The sequence below is a fragment of the Zwartia panacis genome (genome assembly GCF_030410395.1).
In the GTDB taxonomy this organism is placed as follows: domain Bacteria; phylum Pseudomonadota; class Gammaproteobacteria; order Burkholderiales; family Burkholderiaceae_B; genus Zwartia; species Zwartia panacis.
On the sequence record NZ_JAUHHF010000004.1, the window covers coordinates 131,208 to 148,023 of the forward strand.

14 protein-coding genes and 2 pseudogenes are annotated in these 16,816 nt (G+C 50.8%); 3 read left to right on the forward strand and 13 right to left on the reverse strand.

Annotated features, from left to right (window positions below; translation table 11 throughout):
• Window positions 1–9: 9 nt before the first annotated feature.
• The 3 genes from QWY30_RS07675 to QWY30_RS07685 are packed head-to-tail and all read right to left on the reverse strand — an operon-like array spanning window position 10 to window position 3,711.
• Entirely contained in the window at window positions 10–1,635 is a 1,626-nt protein-coding gene (locus QWY30_RS07675) for a gamma-glutamyltransferase family protein (RefSeq protein ID WP_290239808.1), read from the reverse strand.
• Window positions 1,636–1,680: 45 nt separating this feature from the next.
• Complete coding sequence (locus QWY30_RS07680) at window positions 1,681–2,019, reverse strand: P-II family nitrogen regulator (RefSeq protein WP_290239810.1); 339 nt, start codon at window positions 2,017–2,019, stop codon at window positions 1,681–1,683.
• 30 nt (window positions 2,020–2,049) lie between these two features.
• Window positions 2,050–3,711: an NAD+ synthase gene (locus QWY30_RS07685; protein WP_290239812.1), complete on the reverse strand. Its 1,662-nt coding sequence runs from the start codon at window positions 3,709–3,711 to the stop codon at window positions 2,050–2,052.
• A gap of 84 nt (window positions 3,712–3,795) precedes the next feature.
• Between QWY30_RS07685 and argH the strand changes: the two genes are divergently transcribed.
• Window positions 3,796–5,223, forward strand: a complete 1,428-nt coding sequence (argH, locus tag QWY30_RS07690; protein WP_290239815.1) for an argininosuccinate lyase — start codon at window positions 3,796–3,798, stop codon at window positions 5,221–5,223.
• On the opposite strand, the pseudogene rlmD reads toward argH, so the two are convergent.
• The 5 genes and pseudogenes from rlmD to surE all read right to left on the reverse strand — a co-directional run.
• Window positions 5,203–6,510 (reverse strand): annotated as a pseudogene (gene rlmD / locus QWY30_RS07695) (23S rRNA (uracil(1939)-C(5))-methyltransferase RlmD); the annotation flags it as partial. The gene argH and the pseudogene rlmD overlap by 21 nt on opposite strands.
• 2 nt (window positions 6,511–6,512) lie before the next feature.
• Entirely contained in the window at window positions 6,513–7,289 is a 777-nt protein-coding gene (locus QWY30_RS07700) for a 3'-5' exonuclease (protein ID WP_290239818.1), read from the reverse strand.
• A 9-nt stretch (window positions 7,290–7,298) separates the two neighbouring features.
• Window positions 7,299–8,099, reverse strand: coding sequence for a peptidoglycan DD-metalloendopeptidase family protein (locus QWY30_RS07705; protein ID WP_290239820.1), 801 nt, complete (start codon window positions 8,097–8,099; stop codon window positions 7,299–7,301).
• Between the two features lie 17 nt (window positions 8,100–8,116).
• Window positions 8,117–8,929, reverse strand: coding sequence for a protein-L-isoaspartate(D-aspartate) O-methyltransferase (locus QWY30_RS07710; RefSeq protein WP_290239821.1), 813 nt, complete (start codon window positions 8,927–8,929; stop codon window positions 8,117–8,119).
• Window positions 8,917–9,672 carry a 5'/3'-nucleotidase SurE gene (gene surE / locus QWY30_RS07715; RefSeq protein WP_290239824.1) on the reverse strand — a complete coding sequence of 252 codons (756 nt, stop codon included), beginning with the start codon at window positions 9,670–9,672 and terminating at the stop codon, window positions 8,917–8,919. Before surE ends, QWY30_RS07710 begins: the two co-directional genes overlap by 13 nt.
• 140 nt (window positions 9,673–9,812) lie before the next feature.
• Between surE and plsY the strand changes: the two genes are divergently transcribed.
• Window positions 9,813–10,445, forward strand: coding sequence for a glycerol-3-phosphate 1-O-acyltransferase PlsY (gene plsY, locus QWY30_RS07720; RefSeq protein ID WP_290239826.1), 633 nt, complete (start codon window positions 9,813–9,815; stop codon window positions 10,443–10,445).
• 23 nt (window positions 10,446–10,468) lie between these two features.
• Here plsY and tsaD read toward each other — a convergent pair whose 3' ends face one another.
• From tsaD to QWY30_RS07735, 3 genes and pseudogenes are all read right to left on the reverse strand, one after another.
• Complete coding sequence (tsaD, locus tag QWY30_RS07725; protein ID WP_290239827.1) at window positions 10,469–11,497, reverse strand: tRNA (adenosine(37)-N6)-threonylcarbamoyltransferase complex transferase subunit TsaD; 1,029 nt, start codon at window positions 11,495–11,497, stop codon at window positions 10,469–10,471.
• Between the two features lie 7 nt (window positions 11,498–11,504).
• The gene (locus tag QWY30_RS07730) at window positions 11,505–13,109 is read right to left on the reverse strand and encodes an ABC-F family ATPase (protein WP_290239829.1); all 1,605 of its coding nucleotides are present in this window, start codon (window positions 13,107–13,109) and stop codon (window positions 11,505–11,507) included.
• Between the two features lie 251 nt (window positions 13,110–13,360).
• Window positions 13,361–13,927, reverse strand: a pseudogene (locus QWY30_RS07735) (ATP-binding cassette domain-containing protein); the annotation flags it as partial.
• Window positions 13,928–14,083: 156 nt separating this feature from the next.
• Between QWY30_RS07735 and QWY30_RS07740 the strand changes: the two are divergent.
• The gene (locus tag QWY30_RS07740) at window positions 14,084–15,421 is read left to right on the forward strand and encodes an alanine/glycine:cation symporter family protein (protein WP_290239843.1); all 1,338 of its coding nucleotides are present in this window, start codon (window positions 14,084–14,086) and stop codon (window positions 15,419–15,421) included.
• Here QWY30_RS07740 and QWY30_RS07745 read toward each other — a convergent pair.
• Both QWY30_RS07745 and tadA read right to left on the reverse strand, forming a co-directional pair.
• Window positions 15,418–16,344, reverse strand: a complete 927-nt coding sequence (locus QWY30_RS07745; RefSeq protein WP_290240091.1) for an LD-carboxypeptidase — start codon at window positions 16,342–16,344, stop codon at window positions 15,418–15,420. The genes QWY30_RS07740 and QWY30_RS07745 overlap by 4 nt on opposite strands.
• A gap of 16 nt (window positions 16,345–16,360) precedes the next feature.
• Complete coding sequence (gene tadA, locus QWY30_RS07750; protein ID WP_290240093.1) at window positions 16,361–16,816, reverse strand: tRNA adenosine(34) deaminase TadA; 456 nt, start codon at window positions 16,814–16,816, stop codon at window positions 16,361–16,363.

Consider the following 16,816-nt stretch of genomic DNA (forward strand, 5'->3'; position numbering starts at 1 on the left):
CCCAAAGCCTTAAAAGCCTACGGCCTGACCATCACGTCGACTATCACTTGCCACGACATATCCATGTTCAAGATCTTTGGATAAGCGCCAGATAAACTGACCCGAACCAAAATCCATGTATGGATCGTCAATGGCCTTCAGAGAGTGACCCAGTTTTTCAAGCCCTGCGATCGTTGAAGCACGCATCGTGGACTCGACATCGAGCGTGAAGTCGCGATTGACTTTCCAGCGCGGAGCATCACATGCAGCTTGTGGTTGTTGGTGATAGTCCACCATGCGAATCACAGTCTGTATGTGTCCCTGGGGCTGGATGTCTCCACCCATGACACCAAAACTCATCACAGGCTCTCCGTCTCGAGTCAAAAAGCCGGGAATGATGGTGTGGAAAGGACGCTTGTGACCCTTGACAACATTGGCTGAGGTCGGATTCATTGAAAATCCGACTCCACGGTTTTGGAAGCTTACGCCAGTCCCTGGCACAACAACGCCAGAGCCAAAACCCATGTAATTGGATTGAATGAAAGAGACCATCATGCCATTTTCATCGGCTGCGGTCAGATAAATCGTTCCTCCTGTGGGAGGCATGCCAGCGGGGAAATGGGTTGCCCGTTTCATATCGATCAGTTTGGCGCGTTCAGCCAGGTAAGCATCATCTAGCATTTGCTCAGGGCTGACCTCCATCGTGCGAGGATCAGCCACATAGCGATACAAGTCAGCCATCGCGAGCTTCATCGCTTCGATCTGCACATGCTGGGATTCGACAGAATCAACCTTCATGTTTGCGAGATCGAAGTGCCCAAGAATACCGAGTGCCTGCAGTGCGGAAATGCCCTGACCGTTGGGAGGAATTTCATGCAAAGTGTAACCACGATAATTTTTCGAAATCGGAGTGACCCATTCCGGCCGGTACTGACGGAAGTCCTCCAACGTATGTGCACCACCATGCTCACGAATAAAGGCCACCAGCTTTTCAGCAGTTTCCCCTTCGTACATGTCTCGACCCAGCGTCGCACCGATACGCTTTAGAGTCTGGGCGACATCCTTGAAAACAAACCGTTCACCGACTTTAGGCGCCCTGCCCTCGGGCATAAAAGTATGGGCAAAACCGGGTTGATCCTTGAGTTCTGGAACAGCCGCTGCCCATTTTTGAGCCACGACGGGAGGAACGGCATAGCCACGCTCGGCAATTTCGATAGCGGGCTCCATGAGCTCTGCAAACGGGAGTTTGCCGTAACGCTCATGTAGGGCCGCCCAACCCGCCACCACACCAGGCACGGTGATAGCATCCACACCACGTTTGGGTGCCTTGGCCAGACCGTTGACGTCTACGCCATATTTCTTTTTGAAATAATCGATGTCCCATGCCTGTGGCGCATAACCCGAAGCATTTAAACCTTGTAAAGTTTTTCCGTCCCAAACAATGGCGAAGGCATCTCCGCCCAATCCACAAGAGACTGGCTCCACAAGCGTTATCGCAGCCGCAGCGGCGATGACGGCATCGACCGCGGATCCACCCTTCAGAAGCATGCGCAAACCAGCTTGTGCGGCCAAGGGATGTGAGGTTGACACCACATTGCGCGCGAATACCGGAATGCGAATCGTTGGATAGGGGTTGGCCCAGTCGAATTGTTTCATTTAAGTCGTCACTATTAAGATTTTTAAAAATACAGCGCGGCGAAATTACAGGGCGGCGTCACCGCTCTCGCTTGTACGAATTCGAATCGCCTGCTCGACTGGTGTGACAAAAATTTTGCCATCGCCAATTTTCCCTGTGCGTGCTGCGCGCACAATCGCTTCGATCACCCTGTCGACAGCTTCGTCCGCTACTACCATCTCAACGCGTATTTTTGGCAAAAAATCGACAACGTATTCAGCGCCTCGATAAAGTTCGGTGTGTCCCTTTTGACGTCCGAATCCTTTGACCTCTGTCACGGTCAACCCGTTTACGCCGACTTCGGCCAGAGCCTCGCGCACTTCGTCAAGTTTGAAGGGCTTGATAATGGCTGTCACTTGCTTCACGATGAGTCCTGTTATTGAGAAAAATTGTGATCAATCACGAAAACCGTTTGATAAAGGATAACGCCAATCCCGTCCGAATGCCCGCTCAGTGATGCGCGGACCAAAAGGACCCTGCTTGCGCTTGTATTCATTGATCCGGATTAAGCGGACAACCTGCTCAACGGCTTCTTTGGAATAGCCGGAAGCAATGATGTCTGCGACGGAGGCGTTACGCTCAACGTAATGCTCAATAATTGCGTCAATCACGTCATATTCAGGCAGATTATCCTGATCGGTTTGATCCGCTCTCAGTTCCGCTGAGGGCGGACGCGTGATGATTCTGACAGGGATGACCTCTGAAATAGTATTGCGCCAGCGAGCGAGTCGATACACCAAGGTTTTGGCCACATCCTTCAAAACAGCGAATCCACCAGCCATATCGCCGTACAAGGTGCAATAACCAGTAGAAAGTTCAGACTTATTACCCGTCGTGAGAACTAAGTGGCCAAACTTGTTGGAAAGCGCCATCAAGAGCATGCCACGCAATCTGGCCTGAATATTTTCCTCTGTGGCGTCTGGGGCTCTGCCAGCGAAAAAAGGTGCCAATACTTGATCAAAGCTATTGGCTAGTTCAGCAATCGCAATTTCTCGGTAGTCGATTCCAAGCCGTTTGGCCATATCCCGGGCATCGATCTGAGAAATATCAGCAGTAAATCGTGAAGGCATCATCACGGCATGAACGCGATCGGCGCCCAACGCGTCCACAGCCACGGCCAACACTACGGCCGAATCTATCCCGCCAGACAAACCTAGAATTACGCTGCGGAAACCGTTTTTGTGTACATAATCAGTTAAGCAAAGCTTGAGGGCTTCCCAAACAAGGGCCTCCTCTGATTGGATTTGAGGGGTCAATGCCCTTTGGGCCAATGAAGAATCCGCAGTGGTACCAATTTTTGGCGCCAAAACCTCACCAGATTCCGAAATTTCAATAAAACTTAGATCGGATGAAAAGTCGGCCGACCGCAAGACCATCAGACCGTCTCGTGACAACACAAAAGATGCGCCATCAAAAATAAGCTCGTCTTGAGCCCCCACGAGATTTGCATAAATCAGTGCGCAATGCGTGCGATTGACACACCTGGATGCCACACGAACCCGTTGTTCCTGCTTGCCCAGGCTAAAGGGCGAGGCATTCAGCACGAGTAAAGCCTGAACATTTTGGTTCGCTGCCGCTTCGGGTGCTGAGTTTCCCCAGATGTCCTCGCAAATATTGATCCCAAATCGCACGCCTTCGATACTGAAACTCAGAGGAGCCTCACCAGGAACAAAATAGCGCTTTTCGTCGAAAACCGAATAATTGGGCAATTCTTTTTTAAAGTATGTGCCAAGAATCTGGCCATCTGCCAGAACAGAGGCCGCATTGCGCAAACCCTCAGGAGTTTGACAAACATGCCCAACCACCACGTGCATCCCCTTTAGGGAAGAGAGCTCCGCACATAGGCTGCGTAATGAAACTTCGCATTTTTGGACAAAAGCAGGCCTGAGCAATAAATCCTCGGGTGGATAACCCGTCAGCGCAAGCTCGGGCGTCAATAAAACCCTTGCGCCCTGGGCATAAGCGTCTCGGGCAGCCTCGAACACAAGCCGGGCGTTCCCCGCCAAGTCACCTACCAATGCGTTAATTTGTGCAATGCCGACCCTGACCGCAGCCATATTGAATCCGGTTTAAACGAGTTATCACGAGGAAAATTATCTCATGCCCGCCGAGGTGGCGCTGCGTTCTATAATTTGAACACTATGAAAAATACTCAAAACCCCACACAGAGTCAGTTCGACAAGAAAGCCCAAGCTTGGTCCGCCCGGTTCTCGGAGCCAGTATCGGAGCTTGTCAAACGCTACACCGCTTCCGTAGACTTTGATAAACGTCTCGCCAAATTTGATATTCAAGGCTCTCTGGCCCACGCTCAGATGCTTGAAGCTGTGAAAGTGATTTCACCTCAGGATCGCTCAGATATCGAACGCGGAATGACCCAAATTCTGGGTGAAATCGAGGCAGGCCGCTTCGAATGGCTGCTGGATCTTGAGGATGTCCACCTCAATATAGAAAAACGATTGGTCGAACTTGTCGGTGATGCGGGAAAGCGTTTGCATACCGGCCGATCCCGCAATGACCAAGTCGCAACCGACATTCGTCTGTGGTTGCGCCACGAAATCGATGTTCTGATCGAATTACTCAATTTATTGCGTCAAGCCTTAGCAACTGTTGCGCTTGAGCATAGTTCGACGATTTTGCCTGGCTTTACGCATATGCAAGTCGCTCAGCCCGTCACCTTTGGCCACCATCTACTGGCCTATGCAGAGATGTTCGGAAGGGATGCCTCTAGGCTCGCAGATTGTCGAAAGCGCGTCAACATCCTGCCTCTGGGGGCAGCAGCATTAGCAGGAACGAGTTTCCCGATCGATCGTCCGTTGGTCGCCAAACTTTTAGGATTTGACGATGTCTGTCAAAACTCCTTGGATGCGGTTTCCGATCGTGATTTTGCGATCGAGTTTTGTAGTGCTTGCGCACTGATCATGACGCATATTTCAAGATTTTCAGAGGAAATCGTGATTTGGATGAGTCCTCGCGTCGGTTTCATCGATCTGGCGGATCGTTTTTGCACGGGCAGTTCAATCATGCCGCAAAAGAAAAATCCCGATGTGCCAGAGTTGGCGCGTGGCAAAACAGGTCGGGTCAACGGACACCTGGTGGCACTCCTCACCCTCATGAAAGGTCAGCCACTCGCCTATAACAAGGATAACCAGGAGGACAAAGAGGGACTCTTTGATACGGCTGATACTGTTCGCGACACTTTGACAATCTTCGTGGATCTCGTTGCTGGCATCAAGGTCAAAGCAGACGCAATGCGCGCGGCTGCCTTGCAGGGCTTCGCGACTGCAACAGATCTTGCGGATTACCTTGTCAAGCGTGGCGTTCCATTTCGAGACGCACACGAGGCAGTCGCCCATGCAGTGCGCGAATGCGAAATCAAAGGCTGCGATCTCGCTGATCTCAGTGTTGCGGAGCTGCAAAAATTTCACGCATCAATCGGGCCTGATGTGCACAGCGTACTCACCCTTGAGGGCTCGGTGGCTGCACGTAATCATATTGGCGGCACCGCTCCTGAGCGCGTACGTCAGGCGGCTCAGAAGATACTGGACTCAACTCTCGAAAACGGCCATTGATTCAACGTGTCCGGTGTGGGGAAACATATTCACTACACCGGCAGCTTTGAGTTTATATCCGCCCTCGTGCAAAAGAATCGCCGTATCACGCGCAAGAGTCGCTGGATTACAAGAGACATAAACAATACGTGACGGTCTTAAATTCATAGGCAAGTTTGAAAGAGCCTGGGAAAAAGCCAGAGCCCCTTCACGTGGAGGATCGATCAGCATTCGATCGAAATGCCCAAGCTCCGCAAGCCATTCAGTCGTCACTTCAAATAAATTCAGTGTTTGAAATTTGGCGTGTTCAATACCGGCACGCGAAGCAGCGTCTTTTGCGCGCGCAGTCAGTGACTCGCTACCTTCGATGCCGATCACTTCGCGACAGCGTGTCGCCAGTGGGAGTGTGAAATTACCCAGCCCACAAAATAAATCTGCGATTCGATCATCTTTTTGTGGTTCAAGTAACGTCAAAGCGCGTGAAACAAGAGCCCGGTTAATCTGATGGTTTACCTGGGTGAAGTCTGTTGGTTTAAAAGGCATATTCAAACCAAACTCAGGCAACGTATAGTAGAGTCGATCCTCATGCGAGGGATCAAGCGGCACGACGGTATCCGGTCCTTTGGACTGCAGCCACCACTGCACATCATATTTATTCGCAAAGTCGCGTAAGCACTGCACATCCTGGACGGTCAATGGAACTAAATGTCTTAGAACCAGCGCGACAACTCCCTCCCCGACTGACACCTCAATCTGAGGAAATCGATCTGGCGCAGATAAACTCATGACAAGCGTGCGCAAAGGCAACAACAATGCTGCAATTTTTTCTGGCAAGACATGGCACGTTTTGATATCTGCAACAAAACTACTTTTCCGCTCATGGAAACCAACTAAAACAGTTCCCTTCTTGGCGACCCATCTCACAGCGAGGCGTGCACGATAGCGGTATCCCCAGTAAGGCCCGTGTAATGGGGGCAACACACGCTCAGGTTTGGTTTTACCGATGTGCTGTAAAGCATCCTCAAGAGCGCGTTGCTTGATGGCAACCTGGGCACTTGGTTCGAGATGCTGCATCACACATCCACCACAAACACCGAAATGTTCACAGCGTGGATTCACGCGGACCGCCGACTCGCGTCGAATTTCTTCGACACGCCCGATCTCATAAGAGGGTTTACGCCGAAAAGTGTGAATAGTCACCTTTTCGGATGGCAGCGCACCCTCGATGAAAACAACTTTTCCTTCGCGACGTGAAATGCCGCGGGCTTCGAGGTCGAGAGATTCGACCTGTAATACATCTTCAGACATTTTTAACGACCCCAGGCCTCTAGATACTGCTTCCAGTGTGGCTCTTCACTTTTTTCCAGAGTCTCCCGAACGAGCGCGATTTCAGCATCATAGGAAGACGCATCCAATTCGCCACGCAGTAATCTGAATCGGCAATAAACCAACCAAGTATTCACAACATCAGTTTCACAATATGCCCTGACCTCATTGCCGCGACCCTGAGTCCAAGCTTCCCAGACTTGGCTACCGTCCATTCCCAGTTTCCCTGGAAAGCCGCAGAGCTTGGATAGATCATCCAGCGGCGCGTTGCCTCGACCGTTATATTTTGCTAAAACGTCCATTAAGTCGAGGTGGCGGGTGTGGTAACGGCTGAGATAGTTGTTGTAACGAAAATCGCGGTCATCCTCGCCCGTGTCCCAATATCTTGGAGCGACAACACCATGAATCAAGCTTCGATAATGCAGGACGGGTAAATCAAAACCGTTACCATTCCAGCTAATGAGCTTAGGGGTATAGCGTTCAATCGTCTTAAAAAAACCCGCGAGTAACGTCTGCTCCGGATCGTCCGCTTGTCCAAGACAACGAACTCGAAATCCCTGATCATCACGAAAAACACAACCCACCACGGCAACACGTTGCAAATGAAGAGGTAAAAAATCGCTTCCAGTCAGCTCTTTTCTGGCAGCAAATGCACGTTGCGCAACCTCGGCATCCGAAACATCCTCCCCCCAGCCATGGAGACGCCTCAAGCCCTCTACATCCGGAATTGTTTCAAGATCAAATACAAGTGTGGGCGTCATGAATCAATATCACCGTGGAGGAAGATATTGAAGTGGGTCAACTGGAGTGCCGCGGCGACGGACCTCAAAGTGCAGGCGCACAGACGTCGTGTCAGACTGACCCATCTCGGCGATCTTCGTGCCACGCTTGACTGTTTGGCCTTCTTTGACAAGCAATGTCTTGTTGTGTGCGTACGCTGTAATGAATCCATCACTGTGTTCAACAATCACCAGATTGCCCAGGCCTCTCGGTCCGTCACCGGCAAATATCACCTTACCGTTGGCAGCTGCTTCAATCGGATCTCCGGAATTTCCGGCGATATCAATGCCTTTGGTTGTGGGCGTAAAGCCCTGGATGATCTTGCCTTTTGCGGGCCATCCCCAACTGATCAAGCCAGCATCCGATGCACGACTTGTACTCGTTTCAGTAGGTGCTGGCGCGCTGGCCGCTGAAGCGGTTGAAGCGCTCGAAGCAGCTGGACGCGCAGCAGGAGCTGGGGCTGGACTTTGGGCATCTGTCAGACGCAAGGTTTGTCCAACGATTAAAAGGTTTGGATTTGTGATCTTGTTGATTCGTACGATGGTATTTTCAGACACGCCCGTTGATCGGGAAATCTTATTTAACGTATCTCCCGGCTTGACAACGTAGGTCGAAACGGATGGTACGCCCGTAGACAAATCGGAAACAGGCGCGCGCGTACTTGACGTGCAGCCAGCTAGAACTAGTGCAACAGTGACGCAAACCGAAAAAGAAAATGTTTTGAACTGGGTCATGGATTTCACACTTGCCTCTTTATTATCCCTGATGCATGTTTGGGCTTGCCCACGCATACCTTTCTCCTGTGTATTCACGGTTGCAATCCAGACTTGAGCGGCACAAAACGCACCTCCTCAAGTTCTTGTCTTGACCAGCTTGTTTCGCTGGTACGTTGTATTCGTATCAACTTCTGTGCGCCAGCACCTTCAGGGGCAATCAGTATGCCGCCCACTCTGAGCTGTTGCATCAGCGCCTGAGGAATTTTCAATCCTGCTGCCGCCACGACAATCGCATCGAATGGTGCTGCGCTGGCGAGTCCCGCCATGCCATCACCATAACTTAATCTGACCTTAGTCAACCTCAGCTCACGCAAATGATCCTTGGCCATATCGTACAACGAGCGGATGCGCTCAATCGAGTAGACTTGCGGAAAGACATATGACATCACCGCGGCTTGATACCCACAGCCAGTGCCAACCTCAAGTACTTTCGTTGGCAATTCAATTTCGCAAACAGCGGAAATCATGCGTGCGACAACCCAAGGCTGGGAAATTGTCTGTCCGTGTCCGATGGGCAAGGCCGCATCATCATAGGCTCGGCTCGCGAGAGCTTCGTCAACAAATGCGTGACGAGGAATTCGTTGCATGGCGCTCAGGACTCTTTCGTCTGTGATGCCTTGCGCATGAAGTCTTTCGACCATAGCGGCCCGCAACCTTTCAGAATTCAATCCTAAATTTTCTTGCGTTTTCCGCGCAAGACTGTTGGTTTCATGACCGCTCGTCAAACGAGAAACAGAAATCTTAGTGTTACTGTTTGTCGCAGTGATGCCCTGAAGTCCCCTGGTACCCAGGGACTTTAAATCCTTGGCGGAAGCGAACACCCGAGGTGGCTTTAGCCATTGCATAGCGGTCGCACCCAAGTTGTGACATCCGACAATTGCGCATGCTGCGTGAGATCCAGACGCAACGGCGTGACAGAAACGTATCCTTTTGCAATCGCATCAAAGTCTGTCCCCTCTGTCGCATCGTTCGCCGCGCCTGCGGGCCCAATCCAGTACACAGTTTCGCCATATGGCGTACTGGAACGCACCACGGGTTGAGATGGATGACGCTTTCCCAGTCGAGTGGCCATCACACCCTTTTGTTGAGCGTGCGGCAAATCAGGAAAATTGACATTCAACAGAGCAGGACCGCGCAAAGGATGTTTGATTTGCTGCTCCACAACTTTACGCGCCATCGCAGCAGCCGCATCAAGATTTGACCAGCCTTTGGCAACCAAAGAAAAGGCAATCGAGGGAATACCAAACAAATATCCCTCAGCGGCTGCAGCGACTGTTCCGGAGTACAGCGTGTCATCCCCCATGTTCGCACCATTATTGATCCCGGAGACCACAAGATCGGGACGGCGGTCAAGCAAGCCAGTCAGAGCAACGTGCACGCAATCAGAAGGCGTGCCATTGATATAAGTAAAACCATTCGGGGCCTGACGTACTGCCAAGGGACGACTCAGCGTGAGTGAGTTTGAGGCCCCGCTATGGTTGACCTCGGGAGCAACGACAGTAATGTCTGCCAAATCACGTAGCGCGGCTACTAAGGCCTCTAGTCCAGGGGCGTTATAACCATCGTCATTGGAGACAAGTATGTGCATAGGGTCAGACTAAATGTACTTTTAGAAATAGAGGATTACATTGTACTCGCAGCAAGCCTTGCCAAGAGCAGAAGAACACCCTGATTGAGCCTTCAAGCTAGAATAAACAACCCTGATATTACCCACTCCGGAACTGCCTGATGGACACTTCGCCGAACACCCTAGCTAATCTAGCGATTCTTGCAATGGCTTATTTGCTGGGATCCATACCGTTTGCCGTGGTTTGTAGTCGACTGTTCGGCCTGCAAGATCCCCGTACTTATGGTTCCGGAAACCCGGGAGCAACCAATGTTTTACGCTCCGGAAATAAAGCTGCCGCAGCGTTAACCCTGATCGGCGATGCTGCGAAGGGTTGGTTTGCGGTGTGGGTGTCGATCCGGCTGGGTTTCAGTCCCTTAATCGTGTCAGGCGTGGCGGTTGCGGTCTTTCTAGGGCATCTTTACCCGATTTTCCTGAAATTCAAGGGAGGGAAAGGAGTTGCGACCGCCTTTGGCGTCATGATCGCCATTCAACCTATTCTTGCCCTTGCTGCAGCGGCAACCTGGATCATCATGGCAGTCTTTTTCAGATATTCCTCCCTAGCTGCACTGACTTGCGCTTTATTTGCTCCGTTTTATTACTTTTTTGGAGGCATGCTTGTCTGGCAGTCTCATCTGGTGATCGGTGCCGCGCTGATTGTGATTGCAGCCTTCCTTTTTTATCGGCATCGAGCCAATATCACTCGTCTGATTCAAGGAACCGAACCTAAAATTGGCTCCAGCAAAAAAACTTAAGATTCTCGAGACGGCACTAGGGGTCAGATAGCGGCGAGCTCCCAGCGAGGTTTGACATCGAATCCATGCTGTTGATCGGACAAGTCCACCAACCCGCGCACGATTCGCTGCGCTGCAGCGAAAGCGATCATAGCGCCATTGTCTGTGCATAGTTCGAGTGGAGGAAAAAAAACCTCCGCCTTGCGTTTTTTGAGAGCAACGGCCAATTTCTGACGTAAAGCCCGATTGGCGCCAACGCCACCTGCAACGACAAGCCTCTTCAGTCCCGTTTGATCCAAGGCGGCGATCGATTTAGCCACCAAGACATCCACGATCGCCTCTTGAGTCGCTGCGGCAAGATCCGCTGATAAAGTTTCACTCACATGCGAGAGTGCTTGTGCGTCTTTCAACCTGGTCAGCACCGCGGTTTTGAGGCCGCTAAAGCTAAAGTCTAAATTGCCGCTATGAAGCATCGGTCTTGGCAAACTGATGATCGTGGGGTCACCCTGCTCGGCAAGCTTGGCTAGAGCCGGACCACCTGGATAACCCAACCCCAGCAATTTGGCAGTCTTGTCAAAAGCCTCTCCGGCAGCGTCGTCCATCGTCTCGCCAAGCAATGAATACTGACCGACATCATCCACACGCATGAGCTGAGTATGTCCACCCGATACAAGGAGAGCAACAAATGGAAAATCAGGACGGGGATCAGCCAGCCGAGGTGAAAGCAAGTGCCCTTCGAGATGATGGATGGCGATAGCGGGTAAAGATAATGACCAGGCAAGAGACTGCGCGACGCTGGCCCCGACTAGCAAAGCTCCAGCAAGACCCGGTCCTGCCGTGTAAGCAATGGCACCCACATCTTGCAAAGACAAATTCGCGTCGCTCAGCACTTGGCGCGTTAAAGGAATCACTCTGCGCACATGATCTCGGGAGGCGAGCTCGGGTACGACTCCCCCATAAGCAGCATGCATCGCGACCTGAGTATGCAAAGCATGAGACAGCAAACCTTTCTCAGTGCAAACAAGCGCAACCCCTGTCTCATCGCATGAACTTTCAAACCCGAGAACAATCATGTTTGAATCAGCCCTCAATCCCTTTGGAGGCGAGATATTCTTCGTAAGGACCTCGATAGTCTGTGACCTGCCCCGTTGGCTGAATTTCCCAAACACGCGTTGCAAGCGCTGAGACGAACTCACGATCATGGGAAACAAAAAACAAAGTTCCAGGGTACTTGTCGAGCGCAAGCTGCAAAGACTCGATGGACTCCATATCCAGGTGATTTGTTGGCTCATCGAGCAGCATGACATTGTGTTTTCTAAGCATCAATCGACCAAAAGTCATGCGATTTTTTTCACCCCCGGAGAGCACGTTAGGTGACTTTGGTAAATCATCCGCCGAAAACAATAACCGCCCTAGAACCGAACGAATCGACTGATCATCGTCCGTTGGTTGGCGGTAATGCGTCATCCATTCGAACAAATTACTGTCTTTATCCATAAAGAGCTCTGAAACATCCTGAGCCATGTAGCCCAAATCAGCATTTTCAGACCACTTCACAGTTCCGCGATCAGGCGCCAAATCAAGCGCAAGCATGCGCAATAGCGTTGTCTTACCTGCACCGTTGGCACCAATGATGGCTATTTTCTCTCCGGCCTCGACCATCGCGGAAAACGGACGAATCACGGGTGCATCAAAACTTTTTTCCACTGATTCAAGCGTGACAGCCTGTCGATGAAGCACTTTAAGTTGTTCAAAGCGAATAAACGGGTTTTGTCGCGAAGAAGGCTTGACCTCGATTTGAGCGGATTTGATGCGATCAATCTGCTTGAGACGCGAGGTCGCTTGGCGTGCTTTGGATTTGTTTGCAGAAAAGCGACGGACAAAATCCTGCAACTCACTGACGCGCTCCTTTGCCTTGGCATTAGCATTTGAGACGCGCTCTCTGGCTTGCGTAGAGGCAAGCATGTAATCATCGTAATTGCCAGGATAGACACGCAACTCCCCAAAATCCAAGTCTGCCATGTGTGTGCATACTTGATTCAGAAAGTGACGATCATGGCTAATAATGATCATTGTGCTTTGATAGCCATTCAGAACATTTTCAAGCCAGCGAATCGTGTTGATATCCAGGTTGTTTGTCGGTTCATCCAGTAACAGTACATCCGGATTTGAAAACAAGGCTTGTGCCAACAGCACGCGGAGTTTCCAGCCAGGCGCGATTTCACGCATAGGCAATTGATGTTGTTCGACAGGAAACTCAAGACCCAGCAATAGTTCACCTGCACGCGCCTCGGCAGTGTAACCATCGTATTCAGCAAACTTAGCCTCAAGATCTGCGGCACGCATATAGTCCTCATCCGAAGACTCGGCGTTTGCATAGATCGCATCTCGCTGGGACATCGCCTCCCACATTTCTGTATGCCCCATCAGCACGACATCCAAAACACGGTAGTCTTCGAAAGCGAACTGATCCTGACGCAACTTGCCCAGGCGAAGACCCGGCTCCAAGAAAACGTTACCGGCAGTCGACTCAAGATCGCCACCAATGATTTTCATCAGAGTCGATTTGCCTGAACCGTTCGCGCCAATCAAACCATAGCGATTTCCCTCCCCGAATTTGACATTGACGTTTTCAAATAAAGGTTTGGGTCCGAACTGAATAGCTAAGTTTGAAGCAGTTATCACGGTAGGCTACTTTAGTAAATAAGGGAGTTACATCTTGATAGATATGTTTTCAGTGTAACAACACGGGCAAAACCGCCCTTTTTAAATCCTCCATCCCTATGATGCGCAGGGTCAGCAACCAAGCTGAACTCAATGACACAATGCGAGGAGAAAAAGTTGGAACAACTCACTATTTTATTTCATACCCTTGGTGGTTTCGTTTGGGGCCCCATTCTGCTGGTTTTATTGGTCGGAACCGGGATTTACCTCACACTCAGATCCAGGTTGTTTGTCGGTTCATCCAGTAACAGTACATCCGGATTTGAAAACAAGGCTTGTGCCAACAGCACGCGGAGTTTCCAGCCAGGCGCGATTTCACGCATAGGCAATTGATGTTGTTCGACAGGAAACTCAAGACCCAGCAATAGTTCACCTGCACGCGCCTCGGCAGTGTAACCATCGTATTCAGCAAACTTAGCCTCAAGATCTGCGGCACGCATATAGTCCTCATCCGAAGACTCGGCGTTTGCATAGATCGCATCTCGCTGGGACATCGCCTCCCACATTTCTGTATGCCCCATCAGCACGACATCCAAAACACGGTAGTCTTCGAAAGCGAACTGATCCTGACGCAACTTGCCCAGGCGAAGACCCGGCTCCAAGAAAACGTTACCGGCAGTCGACTCAAGATCGCCACCAATGATTTTCATCAGAGTCGATTTGCCTGAACCGTTCGCGCCAATCAAACCATAGCGATTTCCCTCCCCGAATTTGACATTGACGTTTTCAAATAAAGGTTTGGGTCCGAACTGAATAGCTAAGTTTGAAGCAGTTATCACGGTAGGCTACTTTAGTAAATAAGGGAGTTACATCTTGATAGATATGTTTTCAGTGTAACAACACGGGCAAAACCGCCCTTTTTAAATCCTCCATCCCTATGATGCGCAGGGTCAGCAACCAAGCTGAACTCAATGACACAATGCGAGGAGAAAAAGTTGGAACAACTCACTATTTTATTTCATACCCTTGGTGGTTTCGTTTGGGGCCCCATTCTGCTGGTTTTATTGGTCGGAACCGGGATTTACCTCACACTCAGACTCGGCGCACTCCAAATACGACTATTGCCCGTCGCGCTTCACATGGCGTTCTCAAGGGACAGAAACTCCAACTTGCCTGGCGATATTTCTCAATTTCAATCGCTCATGACTGCGCTGGCTGCCACCATTGGCACAGGCAACATTGCGGGAGTGGCCACCGCTGTTGTTCTCGGCGGACCGGGAGCGCTCTTTTGGATGTGGGTCAGTGCCTTTTTTGGTATGGCCACCAAATATGCCGAAGGTCTACTCGCAGTGAAATACAGGGTAAAAGAACCAGACGGTACGATGTCGGGCGGTCCGATGTATTACATTTCCCTCGGTTTGAAAATGAAATGGCTCGGCATGTCTTTCGCAGTATTTGGGATGATTGCCGCGCTTGGAACAGGTGCTTCGGTCCAATCCAACTCTCTTGCCCAGTCCATGCAGGCAAGTTTTGGGGTTTCCGGCTGGTTAACGGGGGTTGTGCTGACAGGGGTCACCGCATTAGTCATTTTGGGTGGCATCAAAAGTATCGGACGCGTGACTGCCGTGATTGTTCCGTTTATGGCTGCTATTTACCTCTTGGGTGGACTCGCCGTCATCCTCAGCAATATCGAAGGCCTCTGGCCCGCGCTTAAACTCATTATGACGGACGCCTTCACAGGATCAGCTGTCGCAGGTGGTGCAATCGGCACCATGATTCGCTACGGGGTTGCGAGAGGCGTATTTTCAAACGAAGCGGGCTTGGGCACAGCTCCTATCGCCGCAGCGGCGGCCAAAACCGACCAACCTGTCAAACAAGCCCTCGTCTCCATGACCGGGACTTTTATCGATACCATTATTGTGTGCTCGATCACAGGAATCGTATTGGTCATGGGAGGACAGTTTACGTCTGGGGTCACGGGCGCTGCGCTCACAGCCCAAACTTTCGAGCAGATGCTTCCTGGACCGGGCGGATGGATTGTCACGATCGGCTTAATATTTTTTGCGTATTCGACGATACTTGGGTGGAGCTATTACGGGGAAAAGTGCGCACAATACGCTTTAGGTCAACGCATCATTTGGCCATACCGATGCTTGTATACAGCGTTTGTCATGATCGGAACCGTGGTCTCGCTTGATCTGGTCTGGGCCGTGTCGGATGTTGTGAATGGTTTGATGGCGTTTCCAAATCTGATCGGTATTGTGCTGCTCTCAGGCGTAGTGATTAAAGAAACTCAAGATTATCTGGCTAGTGAAAAAAACAATAAAAATTAAATCTCCTCAAGATGCTCATCCAGCACGATATGGGCGACTCCATCCTCCGTGGCGACGCCCACTTTAGCTCCGATTGGAAGAGTGACCTTCATGGGCGTGTGACCAAAGGGCAATCCAGGAATGACCGGGATTTTGACCGATTGTTTGATGAAATCAATCGCAGAGTTCAGGTCATATCCTCGGTCATGTTCTGCCAGCCGGTAACCTGTGAAACCTCCCAGCAAGAGTGCCTTTTGTTTACCTAAGATACCCGCTTGAGCAAGTTGGTTAAGCATGCGTTCGATGCGATAGGGATGTTCCCCCACATCTTCGACGAAAAGAATACCGCCTTTAATTTTTGGCATGAATGGTGTGCCAATCAAAGCAGTCATCATCGCAAGATTTCCGCCCCACAAGATGCCACGGCCATCCACCGGATCGGCATGTTCTGATTCAAAACTAAGTATTTCAAGTTCACCGCGCATCACTTCGCCAAATATTTCAGTTGTAAGTGGCTCAGTCTTGGTGGCACCGAAATCGAAACATGCAGTGGGTCCTGCGTAACTGATGCGTCCAGTCTTAGCCAGAAATGCCAAATTGAAAGCAGTGAAATCACTTTGTCCGACAAATCTCTTTTCAGAGTCAGCCAGCGACGCCCAATCGAGATGGGGTAAAAGTCTGGTGACTCCATATCCTCCCCTCGATGCCATCACAATGGGTAATTTTTGTTTAACGGCGCGACCAAAAGCTGCCAATCGTTGAGCGTCCGTTCCCGCGAAGCGCTGTTCACAAGCAAGCACTGTGCGGTCAAGTGCAACCTTAAATCCCATTTTTTCAAGTCGCTTGACTCCTCGCATCAGTACTTTCGCGTCTGCGACAGCACTTGAGGGGCTCATAATGTAAATACCCTGATGAGACTGATTGGTCTTCAACATTTCTAGCATGGTTTTATCACTTGTACTACGACTCAATTTTGATCTCCTTGGAGCGTCGACGACGAAAGAACGTGCGTAACGCATCCCCACATTCTTGTTCAAGGACACCACCCACAACATCGGTATGATGATTCAGGCGCGTGTCTTGTGATAACTGAATGACGCTGCCGCAAGCTCCCGTTTTGGGATCTGCCGCACCAAACACCACGCGAGCAATACGCGCGTGCAAGATGGCTCCCATACACATTGCGCAAGGTTCAAGCGTCACAAATAACGTCGCGCCGGGCAGCCTGTAATTGGACATTTTTTTTGCCGCCATACGCAAAGCGACGACCTCGGCATGTCCGGTCGGATCGTGGTCTTGAATGGTTCGATTAAATCCTGAGCCGAGAATGTCACCATGGCTATCCACAATGACTGCACCGACAGGCACCTCACCCGAGGCTTCGGCCCGCAGAGCTTGCTCCAGCGCAAGCCTCAT